Source organism: Micromonospora sp. KC721, assembly GCF_004348355.1.
GTDB lineage: Bacteria > Actinomycetota > Actinomycetes > Mycobacteriales > Micromonosporaceae > Micromonospora.
On record NZ_SMJY01000133.1, the window covers coordinates 1 to 16,717 of the forward strand.

At 72.3% G+C, this 16,717-nt stretch carries 14 protein-coding genes and 1 pseudogene; 2 read left to right on the forward strand and 13 right to left on the reverse strand.

The genetic code is table 11. The annotated features are described in order from the left end of the window. Window positions 1-1,005, forward strand: a 1,005-nt coding sequence (locus E1182_RS20925) for an ATP-binding cassette domain-containing protein (protein ID WP_132267951.1), incomplete at its 5' end; no start/stop codon positions are given. A 520-nt stretch (window positions 1,006-1,525) separates the two neighbouring features. Here E1182_RS20925 and E1182_RS20930 read toward each other — a convergent pair. The 5 genes from E1182_RS20930 to E1182_RS20950 all read right to left on the reverse strand — a co-directional run bounded on the left by E1182_RS20930 (window position 1,526) and on the right by E1182_RS20950 (window position 8,270). Beyond that, window positions 1,526-2,104 (reverse strand): hypothetical protein, encoded by a 579-nt coding sequence (locus E1182_RS20930; protein ID WP_132267953.1) that lies wholly within the window; start codon window positions 2,102-2,104, stop codon window positions 1,526-1,528. Window positions 2,105-2,966: 862 nt separating this feature from the next. Beyond that, window positions 2,967-3,602, reverse strand: a complete 636-nt coding sequence (locus tag E1182_RS20935; RefSeq protein WP_132267956.1) for a hypothetical protein — start codon at window positions 3,600-3,602, stop codon at window positions 2,967-2,969. 12 nt (window positions 3,603-3,614) lie between these two features. Continuing rightward, entirely contained in the window at window positions 3,615-5,402 is a 1,788-nt protein-coding gene (locus E1182_RS20940; RefSeq protein ID WP_243706336.1) for a DUF4012 domain-containing protein, read from the reverse strand. A gap of 122 nt (window positions 5,403-5,524) precedes the next feature. After that, the gene (locus E1182_RS20945) at window positions 5,525-6,742 is read right to left on the reverse strand and encodes a glycosyltransferase family 4 protein (RefSeq protein WP_132267959.1); all 1,218 of its coding nucleotides are present in this window, start codon (window positions 6,740-6,742) and stop codon (window positions 5,525-5,527) included. A gap of 73 nt (window positions 6,743-6,815) precedes the next feature. Next, window positions 6,816-8,270 carry a polysaccharide biosynthesis tyrosine autokinase gene (locus E1182_RS20950; RefSeq protein ID WP_132267961.1) on the reverse strand — a complete coding sequence of 485 codons (1,455 nt, stop codon included), beginning with the start codon at window positions 8,268-8,270 and terminating at the stop codon, window positions 6,816-6,818. Between the two features lie 227 nt (window positions 8,271-8,497). On the opposite strand from E1182_RS20950, the gene E1182_RS20955 reads away from it, so the two are divergent. After that, window positions 8,498-10,303 carry a nucleoside-diphosphate sugar epimerase/dehydratase gene (locus tag E1182_RS20955; protein ID WP_243706337.1) on the forward strand — a complete coding sequence of 602 codons (1,806 nt, stop codon included), beginning with the start codon at window positions 8,498-8,500 and terminating at the stop codon, window positions 10,301-10,303. A 10-nt stretch (window positions 10,304-10,313) separates the two neighbouring features. Here E1182_RS20955 and E1182_RS20960 read toward each other — a convergent pair whose 3' ends face one another. The 8 genes and pseudogenes from E1182_RS20960 to E1182_RS31215 all read right to left on the reverse strand — a co-directional run. Beyond that, complete coding sequence (locus E1182_RS20960) at window positions 10,314-10,613, reverse strand: hypothetical protein (RefSeq protein ID WP_207921463.1); 300 nt, start codon at window positions 10,611-10,613, stop codon at window positions 10,314-10,316. Then, on the reverse strand, window positions 10,610-10,978 hold the full coding sequence (locus tag E1182_RS20965; RefSeq protein WP_132267966.1) for a DUF1622 domain-containing protein: 369 nt from the start codon (window positions 10,976-10,978) through the stop codon (window positions 10,610-10,612). Before E1182_RS20965 ends, E1182_RS20960 begins: the two co-directional genes overlap by 4 nt. A 39-nt stretch (window positions 10,979-11,017) precedes the next feature. Further along, the gene (locus E1182_RS20970) at window positions 11,018-11,602 is read right to left on the reverse strand and encodes a TMEM165/GDT1 family protein (RefSeq protein WP_132267968.1); all 585 of its coding nucleotides are present in this window, start codon (window positions 11,600-11,602) and stop codon (window positions 11,018-11,020) included. A 232-nt stretch (window positions 11,603-11,834) separates the two neighbouring features. Beyond that, on the reverse strand, window positions 11,835-12,800 hold the full coding sequence (gene egtD, locus E1182_RS20975) for an L-histidine N(alpha)-methyltransferase (protein WP_132267971.1): 966 nt from the start codon (window positions 12,798-12,800) through the stop codon (window positions 11,835-11,837). After that, window positions 12,797-13,588, reverse strand: coding sequence for an ergothioneine biosynthesis protein EgtC (gene egtC / locus E1182_RS20980; protein ID WP_132267973.1), 792 nt, complete (start codon window positions 13,586-13,588; stop codon window positions 12,797-12,799). The genes egtD and egtC overlap by 4 nt, the downstream gene beginning before the upstream one ends. A gap of 16 nt (window positions 13,589-13,604) precedes the next feature. Further along, window positions 13,605-14,942, reverse strand: a complete 1,338-nt coding sequence (gene egtB / locus E1182_RS20985; RefSeq protein WP_132267975.1) for an ergothioneine biosynthesis protein EgtB — start codon at window positions 14,940-14,942, stop codon at window positions 13,605-13,607. Continuing rightward, the gene (egtA, locus tag E1182_RS20990) at window positions 14,939-16,174 is read right to left on the reverse strand and encodes an ergothioneine biosynthesis glutamate--cysteine ligase EgtA (RefSeq protein ID WP_132267978.1); all 1,236 of its coding nucleotides are present in this window, start codon (window positions 16,172-16,174) and stop codon (window positions 14,939-14,941) included. The genes egtB and egtA overlap by 4 nt, the downstream gene beginning before the upstream one ends. Window positions 16,175-16,322: 148 nt before the next feature. Next, a pseudogene (locus tag E1182_RS31215) lies at window positions 16,323-16,717 on the reverse strand (hypothetical protein); the annotation flags it as partial.

Genomic DNA, 16,717 nt, shown 5'->3' on the forward strand with positions numbered 1-16,717 from the left:
GGGCAGATCTGCTACGCCGGCGACGTCGCCGGACTGCGCCGCTCGGACACCCTGACCGGCCGCCACCTGGACCACCGCGTCACACTGCGCGACCCGGTCCGCCAGCCGACGGGCCACCTGCCGATCCGCGGTGCCGACCTGCACAACCTGCGTGACGTCGACGTGGACATCCCGCTCGGGGTGCTGACCGTGGTGACCGGCGTCGCCGGCTCGGGCAAGAGTTCACTGATCCACGGCTCGCTGCCCGGGCGGGACGGGGTGGTCGTGGTGGACCAGTCCCCCATCCGCGGCTCCCGCCGCAGCAACCCGGCCACCTACACCGGGCTGCTCGACCCGATCCGGACGGCCTTCGCCAAGGCCAACGGGGTGAAGGCGGCGCTGTTCAGCGCCAACTCCGAGGGCGCCTGCCCGACCTGCAAGGGGATCGGCCTGGTCTACACCGACCTGGCGATGATGGCCGGCGTCGCCAGCGTCTGTGAGCAGTGCGAGGGCCGGCGGTACACCGACGAGGTGCTCACGTACACCCTGCGGGGCAAGAACATCAGCCAGGTCCTCGCCATGTCGGTCGCCGAGGCACGGGAGTTCTTCCCCGGCGGGCAGGCCCGGGCCGTGCTGAACCGGCTCGCCGACGTCGGGCTGGGCTACCTGAGTCTGGGACAGCCGTTGAGCACCCTCTCCGGCGGCGAACGGCAGCGACTCAAGCTGGCCATCAACATGGCCGAGAAGTACGGCACCTACGTGCTCGACGAGCCCACCACCGGCCTGCACCTGGCCGACGTGGACCAGCTACTCGCGCTGCTGGACCGGCTGGTCGACGCCGGCAACACGGTCATCGTCATCGAGCACCACCAGGCGGTGATGGCGCACGCGGACTGGATCATCGATCTCGGGCCGGGCGCGGGGCACGACGGTGGACGGATCGTCTTCACCGGCACCCCGGCGGACCTGGTCGCGCACGGCGACACCCTCACCGCCCGCCACCTGCGGGAGTACGTGACCCGCTGAGCCCGCCGCCCGCCGGTGGCGGCAGCGGGCCGCTGCCGGTGGGTGCTCCGGGCACGTGCACGGACTGCTGCCGATGGATGCTCCGGGGCGGTGTCGCGGACGGGGCCGCCCGCGCACCGCCGCACCGCTCGGCAACACGACCACTCCACGATTGTCGGACCAGTCCATTCGGGGATTCTGAGGCGGTCGACACAGACAGCGCCGCCCCCGGCCCGGACGGGTCGGGGGCGGCGCTGGGGTGTCGGTGTGCAGGTCGCCTCTCGGCGAGTGGCGCGACGCGGCTCCAGCCGAACGGTGTTCCGCGACGGCAATATAGGTGAGGCCCGGGGACACTGGACACACCGACACCCGACTCAACACACTACCCGCCCCGGCTCTTCCACAACCCGTCGTGAAACTGCTGTTGATCATGAGGTTGGCGGTGGTGTTGATCGTTGTCCGGCCGGTCAACCTCATGATCAGCGGGGAAGGTGGACGGGCCGGCACTCCCCGGGTAGGGGGGTGCCGGCCCGTGGGTGGGTCAGCTGTTCCAGTGCTGGGCGACGAGGTCGGCGGCCTGCTGTTCCCACTGCGCGTAGTGGTCCGGGTAGGCCGACACCTGCACGGTCTGCGCGGCACGGGTCAGCGGCATGTCCCGCCAACCGTCGACCTGCTTCAGACCCTTGAGGAACGCGGTGGTCGCGTACTCGGGGTCGGTGATCTGCTCCACCGTGCCCCAGCCCGAGGACGGACGCTGCTGGAACAAGCCCTGCGAGTCGTGGTCGTTGCGGTCACCCAGGTGACCCAGGTTCTCCAGCTTCGACTCCTGCAACGCGGTCCCGACCGCGACCACGGCGGCCCGCTCGTCCATACCAGCCTTCTTCGTCGCGGCGATGATCGCCCTGACGTTGCCGACCTGCTCGCCGGAGAGCTCGATGCGCGACTGCTCGCCCTGCACACCATGCGGAACCAGCTTGTCCACGGCCGGCTTGTCGGCCCGCACCGCGACCTGCACCACCGGCACAGCGGCATGGGCATCGGCGACCGGACCGGCAAACACACCACCGGCGAACGCCAAACCAACAACACCCAGCACACTCTTACGCAGGATCGTGTTCATGGGGGTGACTCCTTCACACATCGACGCGCGGGCGCATGGGGGGTGCGGCCAACACGCGCAGCGCCTCGAAAGGACGCTCAGAAAGTTCATGAGGGGATCGATCCGGCAAACCCCGCGGGGGGCAGCCGCTGCTGCCGCACACTCACGGGCGCCGGGACCATGTGTAACGACCACCGGCCCGGCATCATTCCGCCAACGGCGTCAAGCGCCGGGGTGTCGGGCCAGGCAGCGAGGGCTGCTGCGATCGTTCAGAGGGTGTAACCATCCCCGGCCGGCCACGATTCCCCTCGCCGGCCCGTCCGGCTGGCTCCCGCGCCGACCCGCCAACCGGATATCGGATTTGGCTCACCGTAGATCATAAAACGGGCAGCCCGGCTCATAGACCCCGGGAGGCCTAGCGCGGCCACGGCTTGCGGCAAATCGGGCGTCCTAACCAGTACAGAACGCACGGACCGGACATGAGCGCGACGCGACCCAGCGGGCAGAGGAACATGATCGTCCTCCGGTCTCAGGCGACTCGGGACCGCACCTTGGCAGCGCAGGCGGACACCACGGACCGCGCGTCCAGCCCCAGGCTCTCGATCGGCAGTGAACCGGACAGGGGTGACGATCCGCGCCTGGGGGGTCGACGCGACGACGTCGACCCGGTGGTGGCGACGATGCGGGAGATCCATGTCCGCTGCTGGGCCAGCGCCGACGAGCACGGCCTGGCCGGCGACCACGTAGCCGGGGCGAACATCAACAACTTCCGCCGGGTGGCGTGCTGGCGCACGGTCTGATCTGAACGCGGTCGTGCGGACGCCCGCCGGATGATCCGGCGGGCGTCCGTCCTCTACTGCTCCGGGCCCTGCCCGGGGCGGGGTCAGCGCGTCGAACCCGTACCGAAGCGGTGGCGCCGCCGCCAGGCGAGGCTGCCGAGCATGAGGACCACGCCGGCGCCGACCAGACCACCGCCGACCTTCAGCGGTGTGCCGAGGCTGTCACCGGTGACGGGCAGGTTCGGCCGGCGGTGCGGCAGCACGGTGAGGGTCGCGCTGGCGGTGCGACCGCTCGTGCGCCCGACCGCGGTGAAGGTGAGCCGACCCACGTCGGTGGGCCGGTAGGTGAGGCGGAACCGGCCCTGCGCGTCCGTCCGCACGGTGAGATGCCGCGGAGCGGGCTGAGGCTGCGGGCGGGCCACCGTCGTCATCGCGACGACGCTGCCGTCGCTGCGCCGGGCCGTTGCCGGACCGGGCACCGCGGCGGCGAGGGGCGCCACCGTGACGGTGATGTCGACGATCTCGTTACGACCGAAGTTGCGGCCGGTGAGTACCACCGACTCGCCGATGACGATCGTCGCCAGGTTCAGGGTCAGCGACGCCGGCTGTGGCGGGTAGTCCGGTGGCGGCTGCTGGATGCCGTCCGCTGGCGGCTGCGGCTGCGCCGCCCCCGCCGCCGCCGGCGCTGCCACGACGGCCAGGCCGGCCGTGAGCGCCATGATGATGCGGGATAGCCGCATGATGCTCTCCTCCTACTGGTTGCAGCTTGGTGCGGGAACTACTTGGGTGGTCCACGGGGTGGCGGTCGGGGTGTGCCACAGCTCGGGCGTGCCTGCGTTGGTCCGCCCGGTCAGCAGGTCCATGTCGAGGGTCCGGGTCTTGCCTGGACCCACCTCCACGTTGGCGATGGCCACCTGCCGGCCCCGGTCGGTGCCGCTGCCCAGCGGGGCGTCGACCCCGTCGAGCCGGGCCGCCACCACCGCCCCACCCGCCGGGCTGTACACCGTCACGAGGGTGCGGGCGGTGTACGGGTTTCCGGCCTTGCCGAGGCCGAGCACGGCCTTGGTGAGCCCGGAACGTGGGGCCGACGAGTGCAGGTCGAACCGCAGGCGCAGCTCCCGCCGCCCGTCGGCCAGGCAGTTGCCGACGGTGAGCGTCGCCGAAGGCCGCAGGTAGTAGCCGAGCTTCGCGCCACTGCCGTCGTTGAGGAAGACGCCGACGGTCGGCGTCGTCTCCGTCTCCGGCAGGACGCCGCTGATCCGGTTGTCGACGAACTTTCGCTGTTCCTCGGATCGGGCACTCCAGAACAATATCCGACCTTCCCGTATAGAACGGTCGAATACGGATAAAAGCTCGCGAGGACTGGCACCCTTCCGCAACACCGAGTCGAACACGCGCGCGGCGGAGGCCGCGTAGAAGGCGTCCTGGTTGTCGAGATCCAGCGTCAGGTAACTGTCGGACAGCAGGATCCGCACGGCGTTCTGCGCGGTCAGGGTCGGATAGCCGGGCACGGCGACCGGGCCGGTCGCCTTCAGCAGGTAGGACAACGCCACCGGGTCCACCGCGAGGATTCCGTCGGCGGTCACGCCGGTGCGCCGCCGGACCATCTCGCGGTAGAGCTTCGCCGCGGTCGGGAAGTGCGGGGTGAGATTGACGTCGGCCGGGTAGATCCCGGGGAGGTCGGTGTAGAGGCGTCGGGTCTCCGGGCCGAGCGGGAGAACCGGCGGGGTGAACCGCTGCAGCTTCGCCGCCGTCCCCTGGGCCACCAGATCCAACCGGCCGTCACGGGCGCGCACCACGGCGTACGCGCCGAACATGCCACCCGTGGCGCGCAGCTCCGCCAGGTTCTGGGAGACGATCAGGTAGGTGCGCTCGCCGTCCGCTCCGAAGAGCGTGGGCAGCAGGTCCGCTCCCTTGCTGACGCCGGAGAGCAGCCCGGCGAGTTTGTCGATCTCGGTACGGAGCCCGACGAGAGCGTCGCGCACCTCCGGCAACAGCCCGTCGGTGGACACCGCCCGCAGTCCCGCACCGCTCTCGCGTACCGCCGCGTCGGCCGCCACGAGCCGCCGCGCCACGGTACGCAGCGCCGGCAGGTCGAGCCGGCCGTCCCGGGGCACGAGGGCGGCCACGTCGGAGCGGACGAGCGGCGGGAACGCCTCGCGGGCCAAATCGTCCACGGTGACCGCGATCCGCCGGAAGGCGGCCAGATCGTCCCCGGCGTACGGGGTGGTGCCGGCCAGCCACCAGGCCGGGCCGGCCGTGGCCTCGCGCGCGGCGCCGCTCTGCTCCTGCAACGCGGCGAGCGTCCGCTGGGCCTGTCCGGTGTCCCCGGCGACGATCTGCGCGCTCAGTTCACGGGCCAGCCCCGCGGCGTTGAGCAGGTGCGTGCGCGCCTGCCAGCCCCGGAAGCCGACCCATCCACCGCTGGCGGCCAACAGTGAGCCGACCACGAGGGCGGCGAGCAGGGCATGCCGTATCCGCGCCCTCGTCCGTCGCCGCAGCCGCCGTCGCCGACCCCGAGGAGACCCACTCTCCGCCACACCACTCTCCCGCCCAAAACGGACACAATTGATGATTAGCCGCTTTACTAACATGCAGTCCGGCACAAAAGTGACGGTTTGCCTTTACCGGGCGGCATCGGTGCAAAAATCTGTTCAGGTGATCAACGACCGCGACGGCTGACCGCCACCTCACGCAGCAGCCCCTCGATCCGGTCCACCCCGGCGCGCAACGACATCTCCCGCTGGTAGACCTCCCGCCCCCGTTGGCCCATCTCGGCCCGGGCGGCAGCCGGGATGGTGGTGGCCAGCCAGAATCGGTCGGCGAGCGTCGCCCAGTCCTCCGGCGGGCAGGAGAGCCCGGCCCGGGCACGTTCGACGAGTTCCGCGGTGTCCCCGCCGGCGGAGGCGACCACCGGTCGGGCGCAGGCCAGCGCGGCCTGGAGCTTGCCCGGCACGCTTCCGCGCAGCGCCGGCTGGTCGCGCAACATCACCAACTGGTAGTCGGCCGCCGCGTACAGCTCTGGCATGTCCAGTGGGGAGCGACGCTCCACGAAGCGGACGTTGGCCGTCCCCAGCTCGGCGGCGAGCCCTCGCACCCGCCGCTCCTGGGTGCCGGATCCCACCAGCACCAGGTCCATCCGGTCGTCCAGCGCCGCGGCGGCGCGGACGGCGGTCTCCAATCCCTGGCGTACCCCGATCGTCCCGGCGTGCATGACGACGCACCTGCCGTCACGGCGGATCAACCCCTGCGCCGCGCGGCTCGGCCGAATCGGCTGGAAGATCCGTTCGTCGGTCCAGTTGAGCACCATGCGCACCCGGTCGGAAGGCACCCCGTCGGCCAGCACGAGGTCACGCATCGACGGAGCGGCGACGGCGACCGCGTCGGCCTCCCGGTGCAGCCGCCGCATGGCGGCGACGAGACGGCCGGACCGGTCCGGCCCGTCCGATGGGCTGCCCTCGTCGGCCCACAGGTCCTGCACGTGCAGCACCATCGGCACCTGGCCGAGCATCCGTACCATCGCCGCGGCGGCGAACGCGGTCGCCGGGAGCTGGAAGACGTAGAGCACGTCCACGTCGGCCAGGTACCGGCGTCCGACGAGCGCCACACTGCCGGCGAACGACAGATAGCTGGCCATCCGGGCGCGGACGGAGGTCTCCCCACCCGCGTACCGGGGTACCCGCCGCACGGTGAGCCGCTCGCTGCGGGTCACGTGCCGCCACCGCTGCCGCCAGCCCGGATAGACGTGCCCGCCCGGATAGTCGGGAAAGCCGGTCAGGACGCGCACCTCGTGGCCACGGGCGGCCAGTTCCTCGGCCAGGCTGCCGGGAATGAACGCCGGTTCGGGCGGGAAGTGGTACGACAGGATACCGATCCTCACCGAGAGCACCCCCTGCGGGCGGTGCCGCCCTCGGCCCCGCCGAGGGCGGGGCCGAGGGAACCGGTGGCGGCGCTCATCGCGACAACCGGGTGAGTTCCTGTGTCCGGTCCTCCACCGGCACGGTCCCGGCCGGCCGGGCACGGTGCGTCGCGGCGGCCCGGTCCGCGGGGACCGCGGACGTGGTGGCGAGCCGGTACGCCTCGTACTGGTACGCGTCCACCCGGGCCACCTTGGTCATGTTGAGCACGCAGCCGAGCAGACGCACCGAGACCGAGTGCAGCGCCCGAGCCGCGGCGGCGACCTGGTTGCGCGAGGTCCGTCCCTGCTGCGTGACCAGCAGCGCGCCGTCGGCCTGCACGGCCACCACCACGCCGTCGGTCACCGCCAGCAGCGGCGCGGTGTCGATGATCACGATGTCGGCCGATTCCCGCAGGGCCAGCAGCAGGTCCGCCATCGCCTTGGAACCGAGCAGTTCGCTCGGGTTGGGCGGGGTCGAGCCGCTGGGTAACACCAGCAGCGACTTGTCGCCCCACCGCTGCACGACGTGGCCGACCTGCACGTCGCCCAACAGCACGTCGGTGAGTCCGACACCCCCGTCCAGACCGAGGTAGTCGGCGACCTTCGGCCGGCGCAGGTCGGCGTCGACCAACAGCACCCGCCATCCGGCCTCGGCCAACGCGATGGCCAGGTTGCAGGAGAGGGTGGTCTTCCCTTCGCCCTGTAGCGCGCTGGTGACCGCGATGACCCGGGCCGGTTCGTGCACGTCGACGAAACGCAGGTTGGTCCGGAGCTTGCGTACCGCCTCGGCCCGGGCCGAGGTGGCCGCCTCGCCCACGATGAGCGGCGCACCCTTCGCGCCGGCCTCGAAGGGGATCTCGCCGAGCAGCGGACTGCCGGTCACCCGTTGCAGCCCGGCGGCGTCGCGCATCCGGACGTCGACCAGCCCGCGCAGCACCGCCAGGCCGACACCGACCAGCAGCCCGAGCAGGACCCCCACGGTCATGTTGCGGGTGGGCTGGGGCGTGACCGGAGCGGAGCTGACCCGGGGGCCGCCGATCACCTCGATCTTGATGGGTGCGGGCCGCCCCTCCGGCGGGGTCTCGACCTTCTGCACCAGCTCGACGAACTTTTTCGCCAGCGTCTCGGTGAGCTTCAACGCCCGGGACTGGTCGGTGTCGGTGACGGTCGCCCGGAGCAGCACGGTACCCGTCTCGGTCGAGGTCTCGATCCGGCGCTGCAGGTCGTCGGCGGTGAGGCCGAGCGGCGTGTCCGCCACCACGCTCTGCGCCAGCCGGTCGCTGCGCAGCAGGTCGGCGTACGACTTGACCCGCTGCTGAAGGAAGAGACCACCCTGGTAGGCGTCGGTGACGCCCTGGCTCGGAGTGGTGACGAAGAAGGTGACCGACGCCGTGTAGCGGGGCGGCGTGCGGATGGTGACCAACGCCGCCGCGCCCACCGCGACCATCAGCGTGATCAGCACGATCCACCAGTGCCGCCGAACCAGGCGCAGACAGGTGCCGACGTCCATCACGCCTCCTCTTCCGTTGGGACATGTGGCCCGAGAAACTGCACGAAATCCCCCTTGATGACACGAACGGCGTGTCAGGATCTATACGCCCAAGGATGTGACGAAGTGAATGTAGACGAACGAACGGCGTAAAACCTGCCAATCACCCCATACAGAACAAAAAGCAGAGGACATCCATGGATCCTGCAACCCCACCAGCCAATGCCGGCACGCCACGACGTGACTGGGTGACCCGACGTGCCAAGGCCCTCTCTCTGCTAACGCTCGACACGGCGGCATGGTGCGCCGGTTTTCTGGTCGCCACCTGGGCGCGCTACGAGTTCGAGCTGACTCCCACCCAGTGCCTGCTCGCCCTGGGCACCGCACTGGTCTGCGCGGTCGTGCACGCCAGCATCGAGCAGGTGCGATCCACCGCCCGGGGTCGACACCCGATCGGCAGCGCCGGAGAGGCGCGCGACCTCGCCGGCACCGCGCTGCTCGCCGCCGCCGTGCTGCTCGCCGCGCTGGCCGCGATGCCCGGACGGCCGGTGCCGGCCAGCGTCCCGGTGACCGGCGGCGCCATCGCGCTGCTGCTGATGGCCGGCGGTCGGGTCGGCTACCGGTGGCGGCGCGACCGCGACAACCGGCCGGTCCCGTCCGCCGACCGGACACTGGTCTACGGCGTGGACGCCGCCAGCGAGCGCCTGGTCCGGGTGCTCACCAGCGACCCCGGCTGCGGCTACCTGCCCGTCGGGCTGCTCGACGACGACCCCGACAAACAGGGTTTACGCCTGGATGGGCTACGGGTGCTCGGCGGCCGGGAGGCGATCGAGACGGCGGTACGGCGTACCCGCGCCACCACCGTCATCTTCTCCATCGACGGTTCCGACGCCGAGCTGGTGCGCGACGTACGCGCCCGCACGCTCCAGGCCGGCGCCGCCTTCAAGGTGCTCCCCCCGGTACGCGAGCTGCTGAACCGACCGGTCACCGCCACCGACGTGCGTGACCTGCAGATCACCGACCTGCTCGGGCGGGCTCAGCGGGTCGCCGAGCTGGCCTTCGAGCGCAACGGGCTGGCCGGACGGCGGGTCCTGGTCACCGGGGCGGGCGGCTCCATCGGCTCGGAGCTGTGCCGCCAGATCGCCCGCTGCGAGCCGGGCGAGCTGATGATGCTCGACCGGGACGAATCCGCCCTGCACACCCTTCAGATGTCGCTGCACGGACGGGCCCTGCTCGACGGGCCCGAGCTGATCCTGGCCGACATCCGCGACGCCGACGGTATCGCCCGGATCGTCGCCGACCGGCAGCCCGACGTGGTGTTCCACGCCGCCGCCCTGAAGCACCTCACGCTGTTGCAGCGCCACCCGGGCGAGGCGATCCAGACGAACATCCTCGGCACCCTGAACGTCCTGGAGGCCTGCCGTGACGTCAGCGAGTTCGTCAACATCTCCACCGACAAGGCGGCGAACCCGGTGAGCGTGCTCGGCTACTCCAAGCGGATCACCGAGCGGCTGACCGCGCACTACGCCGCGCAGTTCGGTGGACGGTTCCTCAGCGTCCGGTTCGGCAACGTGCTCAGCAGCCGCGGCTCGGTGCTCACCGCCTTCCAGGCGCAGGTCGCCGCGGGATTGCCGATCACCGTGACCCACCCGGACGTGACCCGCTACTTCATGACCGTCCAGGAGGCCGTCCACCTCGTGCTCCAGGCGGCCACCATCGGACGCGGCGCCGAGGCGCTGGTGCTCGACATGGGTGAACCGGTGCGCATCGCCGACGTGGCCCGCCGGCTCGCCGACGAGGCCGCCAAGCCGACCGAGATCGTGTTCACCGGTCTGCGCCCCGGCGAAAAGCTGCATGAGGACCTCTTCGGCGTCGACGAGGTCGACCTCCGACCGCTGCACCCGCTCATCTCCCACGTACGGGTTCCCCCGCTCGCCCCCGACGAGCTGCGCAAACTCGACCCCTACGCCGACGCCGAGGAGCTGATCAAGCGGATGGCGGCGTACTGCGAGAACCGGCCGCTGCCGGTGTCCCTGCTGCCCGCGCCCCGCTGAACCCGCCCGGCTACGGCGTCGAGGGGCCACCACCGAACCCGCCCGGCGGTGGCCCCGAGGGGCCACCGCCGGGTCCGAGGACCGGCACGGGCGCGGCCAGCCCGGCCCAGAGCAGCCGGCGCAACAGGATGATCACGGCGGCGGTGGCCAGCGCGTCCCAGCCGGAGTCGACCGCCAACCGCAGCAGGCCGGCGGCCACCAGCAGGTCCAACAGCACCCGCAGCGCCGCACGCCAGGAGCGGACGGTGACCAGCACGACCGCGCCGCAGAGCAGGGCCAGCCCGGTCACCGTGCCGGTAGGGGTGATCACGTCGTCCGCTCCGGGGCCGCCTCGCCGACCTGCCGCTGTTCCTGGGTGATCTCCCGGCGCAGGAAGTAGTTCAACGCGGTCCGGATGGCGGCGACGGCCGCCAGTCGCGCGATCTGGTCGAAGGACGGCGAGAACGCGGTGCGCAGGATGTCCGCGGCCAGCTGGAACTCCAGCCCAAGGGTGAGGAAGCGGCCCAGCGACAGCCGGATCGGGGTGAGGACCGCGGCGCCGCGGCGGCGTACTCCCTCGGCCACGAACCGCACCGCCGCCCAGCCCGCCCCCTCGACGATGACCAGCGCGCCGGCGGCCTCCACCAGGGTGACCGCCACCCGGTCACCCTGGCGCAGGAGTTCACCGAGGTCCACCCCGGGCCGTTACCCCGACCCGGCCGGGGTAGTCGTGGCTCACAGCTGCCCGACGGCGTCGAGGATCAGCCAGAGACCGCAGATGGCGAAGAGGACCGTGGCCCCGTACCGGATGGTCCGCTCCGGCAGGTGCCGGCCCAACATCCGGCCGACCAGGATGGCGAGCGCGTCGGCGGCCACCATGCCCAGCGTCGAGCCGAGCCAGGTGCCGAACCAGCCGTACGTGGTGGCCAGGGTGATGGTCGCCAGCATGGTCTTGTCTCCCAACTCGGCGAGGAAGAACGCGACGCCGACCGCGAGCACCGCCGACCGGCCGCCCTTCTCGGCCTTGCGCCTCTCCTCCTCGGTGAGTCTGTCCCCGCGCAGGGTCCACACGCCGAAGCCGAGGAAGGCCACTCCCGCGATCAGCGAGATCCAGCCGGTGGGCAGGGCCGCGTTCAGGCCCGCGCCGATCGCCACCGAGGCCAGGTGCACGAGGGCGGTGGCCACGGTGATGCCGATCAGCACCGGGACCGGCTTGAACCGGGTGGCGAAGGTGAGCGCCATCAGCTGGGACTTGTCGCCCAACTCGGCGACGAAGATGACGCCGAAACTGACGGCCAGTGCGACCAGAAAACCGTCCATGGAAACCTTCCCGATCAGGCCGGGAGGAGGTATAGGGGCGCCCTCGACCCGGCTGTGACAGCCTGGGTCGAAGGTCTCGCCCGCCCCGGATGGGGCCGCGTGGCCGGATGCGGAAGGCACCAGTGTGTCGACCACGACATTGGGGGCTACTCCCCTTCGCGCCCACCACCCTAGCCGACCGCGCCGGACGGCCGCCGGCGCCCCCGCAGTGTCACCGCCGTCAACGGGTGGCTCAGGTGGCGCGGCCCAGGGTGACGGCGAACAGTCCGTCCGGGTCGGTCCAGCAGCGCTCGGCGGTGAACCCGGCCGCCGCCAACTCCGCCGTGATCCGCTCCGGGCGGAACTTCGCCGAGATCTCGGTCCGCAGCTCCTCGCCCTCGGCGAAGGACACATCCAGGTCGAGCACCCGGACCCGCATCGGACGGCGGGCCCGCAGCCGCATCTCGATCCACTCCTGGTCGGCGTCCCAGAGCGCCACGTGGGTGAACGCCTCCGGCACGAAGTCGGCCCCCAGCTTCCGGTTGACCACCCGCAGCACGTTGCGGTTGAACTCGGCGGTCACCCCGGCGGCGTCGTCGTAGGCGGGCACGAGCACCGAAGGATCCTTGACCAGGTCGGTGCCGACCAGCAACCAGTCGCCCTCCTCCAGCGCCCCGCGCATCGCGGTCAGGAAACCGGTCCGCTCGTCGGGCAGCAGGTTGCCGATGGTGCCGCCGAGGAAGACCACCAGCCGCCGGCCGCCCGGAGGCAGCCGGTCCAGGTGCCGGGTGAAGTCCCCGACGATGCCCCGCACCCGCAGCCCCGGGTGGTCCGCGGCGATCCGCGCGGTGGACCGACGCAGCGCGCTCACCGACACGTCCAGCGGCACGAAGCTGCCCAACCCGCCGTGCCGGGTGAAGGCGTCCAGCAGCAGGCGGGTCTTCTCCGAGGATCCCGAGCCCAGTTCGATCAGCGTCTTCGCGCCGGTCAGCTCGGCGATGTCGGCGGCCCGTTCAGCCAGCACCGACCGCTCGGCCCGGGTCGGGTAGTACTCCGGCAGCCGGGTGATCTCCTCGAACAGCTCACTGCCCCGGGCGTCGTAGAACCACTTCGGCGGCAGCCACTTCGGGTCCGCGGTCAGCCCGATCCGTACGTCCTCCCGCAGGCTGCGGTCGAGGTCCTGCTCCGTGAGGTAGATCTCCAGTGGCTCCGCGCTCATGGGTGTCCCTTTCCGTTGGCCGAGATGTCCTGACTCCACGCGGCCGTTACCCCCAGGGCACGCGTCCGCACCACGGTCGGGGTCGCCACCACCAGTTGCCCGTCCGGCACCGGCCGCCAGGCCGGGTCGTCGTCGTACGGCTCGGAGGCCAACACCACCGCGCCGGAGGTGGCGCGCACCGACAACGCGTGCCCGATGGCGGTGCCCACCACGGTCCGGCCATCGCTGAGCAGCACGTTCAGCCGGGAACCGGGGGCGTGTTCCGCCACCTCGGTCACCGTCGCGGCGACCGCCTCGGCCGGGTCCGCGCCGGCCCGCAGCCGGTGCCGTAGCAGCGCCCACAGCAACGCGGAGTCCGTCGGCGCGTCGAGGGTGAGCAGGTCACGCACCGGCAGGGCGGCGGCGAGCGGCACCACCGAGTCCGGCCAACCCCGGACCACCCCGTTGTGGCTGAACAGCCAGCGGCCCTCGGCGAACGGCGCCGCCGCGCCCTCCTGCACCGCCATGCCGACGGTGGCGGAGCGGACGGCGGCCAGCACCGCCCCGGCGGTGGTGACCTCGGCCAGCGCCGGCAGGGTGCGGTCACCCCAGATCGGCCGGGCCCGGCGGTAGCACACCGGGTCGTGCCCGCCCGGATACCAGCCGACGCCGAAGCCGTCGGCGTTGATCGTCCCGCCGCCGCGCATGTCCCGCGGCTGCCACGACTGCCGCACCAGGGAGTACGGCGGGTCGAACAGTAGGGCCCGCAGGTTGACCGGTGGCCCCAGGTAGGCAAGGTGTCGACACATCAGCGTGCGCCCTCGCTCACCCGTGCGCCTCCTCGGGCCGGGCGTCGCGGGCGCAGCGGAAGCCGCTGAAGATCTGCCGCCGGATCGGGTAGTCCCAGTTGCGGAAGGTGCCGCGGCAGGCCGACCGGTCGGTGCCGAACGAGCCACCGCGCAGCACCCGGTAGTCGTCGCCGAAGAAGACCTCGGAGTACTCCCGGTAGGGGAAGGCGGTGAAGCCGGGATGGCCACGGAAGCTGGTCGAGGTCCACTCCCAGACGTCGCCGATCAGCTGATGCACCCCGAGTGGGGACGCGCCGGCCGGGTACGCCCCCACCGGTGCTGGCCACAGGTGCCGTTGCCCCAGGTTCGCGTGCTCCGCGGTGGGATCCTGGTCGCCCCACGGGTACCGTCGGGACCGGCCGGTGACCGGATCCCAGCGGGCCGCCTTCTCCCACTCGGCCTCGGTGGGCAGCCGCCGGCCCGCCCAGGCGGCGAAGGCCTCCGCCTCGTGGAAGCAGACGTGCAGCACCGGCTCGTCGGCGCGCACCGGCGACCACCGGCCGAACCGCCGGTACGCCCAGCCGTTCCCGTCTCGCCGCCAGTGCAGGGGTGCGGTCAGCCCGGCCTCCGTGCGGTGCCGCCAGCCGACCTCGCTCCACCAGCGTGGGTCGTCGTACCCGCCGTCGGCGATGAACTCGGCGTACCGGCCGTTGCTGACCGGCGCCGCGTCGATGGCGTACGCGGGCAGGTCGACGAGATGCGCGGGGCGCTCGTTGTCCAGCGCCCACGGGTCGGTGGAGGTGCCCATGGTGAACGGGCCGGCCGGCACCAGCACCTCCGTGCCGAGCCGGGCCTGCGGCTCGGGTGGCGGTGGGGCGTCGAGCACGGCGGGGCCGGAGCGCAGCTGGTGGGTGGCGAGCATGGTCTCGTCGTGCTGCTGCTCGTGCTGCACGATCATCCCGAAGGCGAACCCGTCCGCGACCAGCGGCCCGTCGGTGAAGCGGACGTCGTCCAGCAGGTCGTACACCTTGTCGCGGACCGTGGCCAGGTAGGCGCGTGCCTCCGCCGGCCGCAGCAGCGGCAGCGACGGCCGGTCCCTGCGCGGCTGCTTGAACGCGTCGTACAGGTCGTCGATGTCCCGCCGGACGGGTTCCCGGCCGCCCACGTCGCGGACCAGCCACAGCTCCTCCTGGTTGCCGACGTGGGCCAGGTCCCAGACCAGCGGGGACATCAGCGGCGAGTGCTGGCGCATCAGCTCGTCCTCGTCGACCGCCTCGGTGAGCAGGGCGGTACGGGCCCGGGTGCGGTCGAGTTCCGTCGCGATACGGCTGCGCAGCCGTTCCGCCTCCGTGCCCGGTTGCTCGGTCGTGGTCACCGGTACCCCCTCTCCGCGGCGACGCGTCGCCGCCGTATTCCGCTACTCGTCTGCTCGTGGATCTCCGGTGGCAGGTCCAGTTCGGGCAGGACGGTCAGAGCCAGGTCCAGCAGGGCTGTGGCGGCGACCGCCACCGGCGGGTCGGCCAGTCCACGTCGGGCGGCGGCGTGCCAGCGGTCAGCCACCGGCGCGGCGACGGCGCGGGCCGCGCGGGCCGTCTCGGACCGGGCGAGCAACGCGGTCAGCACGGCCAACGGGATCCGCCAGTCGGCGCCGGGTTGGGCGTCCAGGTAACGCACCTCCAGGTAGCCGCGGGGCCGCACCGGCGGGAAGAGGGTGCTGACGTGGTACTCCAGGTCGTCCGTGGTGGGTGCTCGGGGCAGCGCCCCGTCGATCCAGTCGGCGAAGGTCACTCCCGCTGGTGGCGTCCAGTCCGCGCCGTCCTGCCGCAGGCAGAGCAGCGGGGCGGTCAGGACGTACCGGGTCCAGGCCGCGACCGGGTCCTCGTCGGGCCGGTCCGGCGACCAGACCGGCCGGGTGCGGTCCGGGTCGATCGCCAGCCAGGCCGCCATTCGCGCGGACGCCCACCCGGTGCGGCGCCCGGCGTGCCGGTCGGCGGTGGCGAAGGCGGCCACCAGTGGTGGACCGACGGCGTGCAGGGTGGCCCAGCGCAGCGCCAGGTCGGCCGGCTCTCCCGCGTCGAGGCAGACCTGCAGGCCGGCGGTGCTGTACATCATGGTCCGGCCGGCCGGGCCGCGGCGGTCGAAGACGCGGCGCATGGCACGGTAGCGGTTGGTCTCGAGCACCGGGCGGGGTGCCCGCCACGGGTCGATGCCGGTGCGGCCGAGGACCAGGCCCGCCCGCGCCAGCAGGGCGGTCAGTTCGGCGATGTCGGCATCGGTGGCGAGAACCAGCGCGGCGAGCGAGGGCCGCGGCGCGGTGGACACCTCCACCTGCCCGCCGGGCTCCACGGTCACGGCGCTGCCGTGCCGGAGCGTGCGGGCGGGGCTGGTGCTGTCCAGGGTGACGGGGCTGTGCCGCCCCAGCGCCGCCCGTAGCCGCTCCCGGTCCACCGGTCGAGCGGGGTCGGCGGCGTCGTGCACGGTCCATTCCAGTTCGACGCCGGTGTGCACCGGTGGGCCGGTCTTGAAGCAGATCCGGCCGATGTGTGCCGCGGCGGAGCGCCGCTCCCGTAGCACGGTCGTCCGTTCCAGCCCCGGCGACGTCACCACGCGATGTCCCCTTCCGACGCTCGGCCCGCACTCCGACCACGATGGACGGGCCGGTGCCGGACCGGCCACCGTGGTCGCACCATGGTCTGCCGCACCGACCGTATCCGGCGACACCGTGGGGACGAAACTTCTGTGAAGTCTTCTCGACCTAGTCGGTCGGGTCGACGGCGGTGGGCGACTCCGGCGCGGATTCGTCCCCGTCCAGCAGCCGCTGGCAGTACGCCTCCACCCGGTGCACCCCGCCGGCTGCCGCGACGAGGCCGGCGAAGGCCGGGGTGGCCAGGATCCTCTCCCGTTGCCGGGCCGACTTGGCCAGGTACGCGCGGCACCGCCCCCGGAAGCTGGGGTCGGTGGTCGGTGTGCCCGGGTCGGTGGAGGCACCCGGGGCACCCGGCGTCGGCGTCCCCGGCGTGGCCGGCGTCGTCGGCCGCACGGAGGCGCCGCCCGGGGCGGGCACGGTGGTGGCGCTGGGCACAGCGGTCGTGGGCCCACCGGCCGAGGTGTGCGCCGCGGCGGTGGCACCGGGGCCGGCGGGCACGGGGG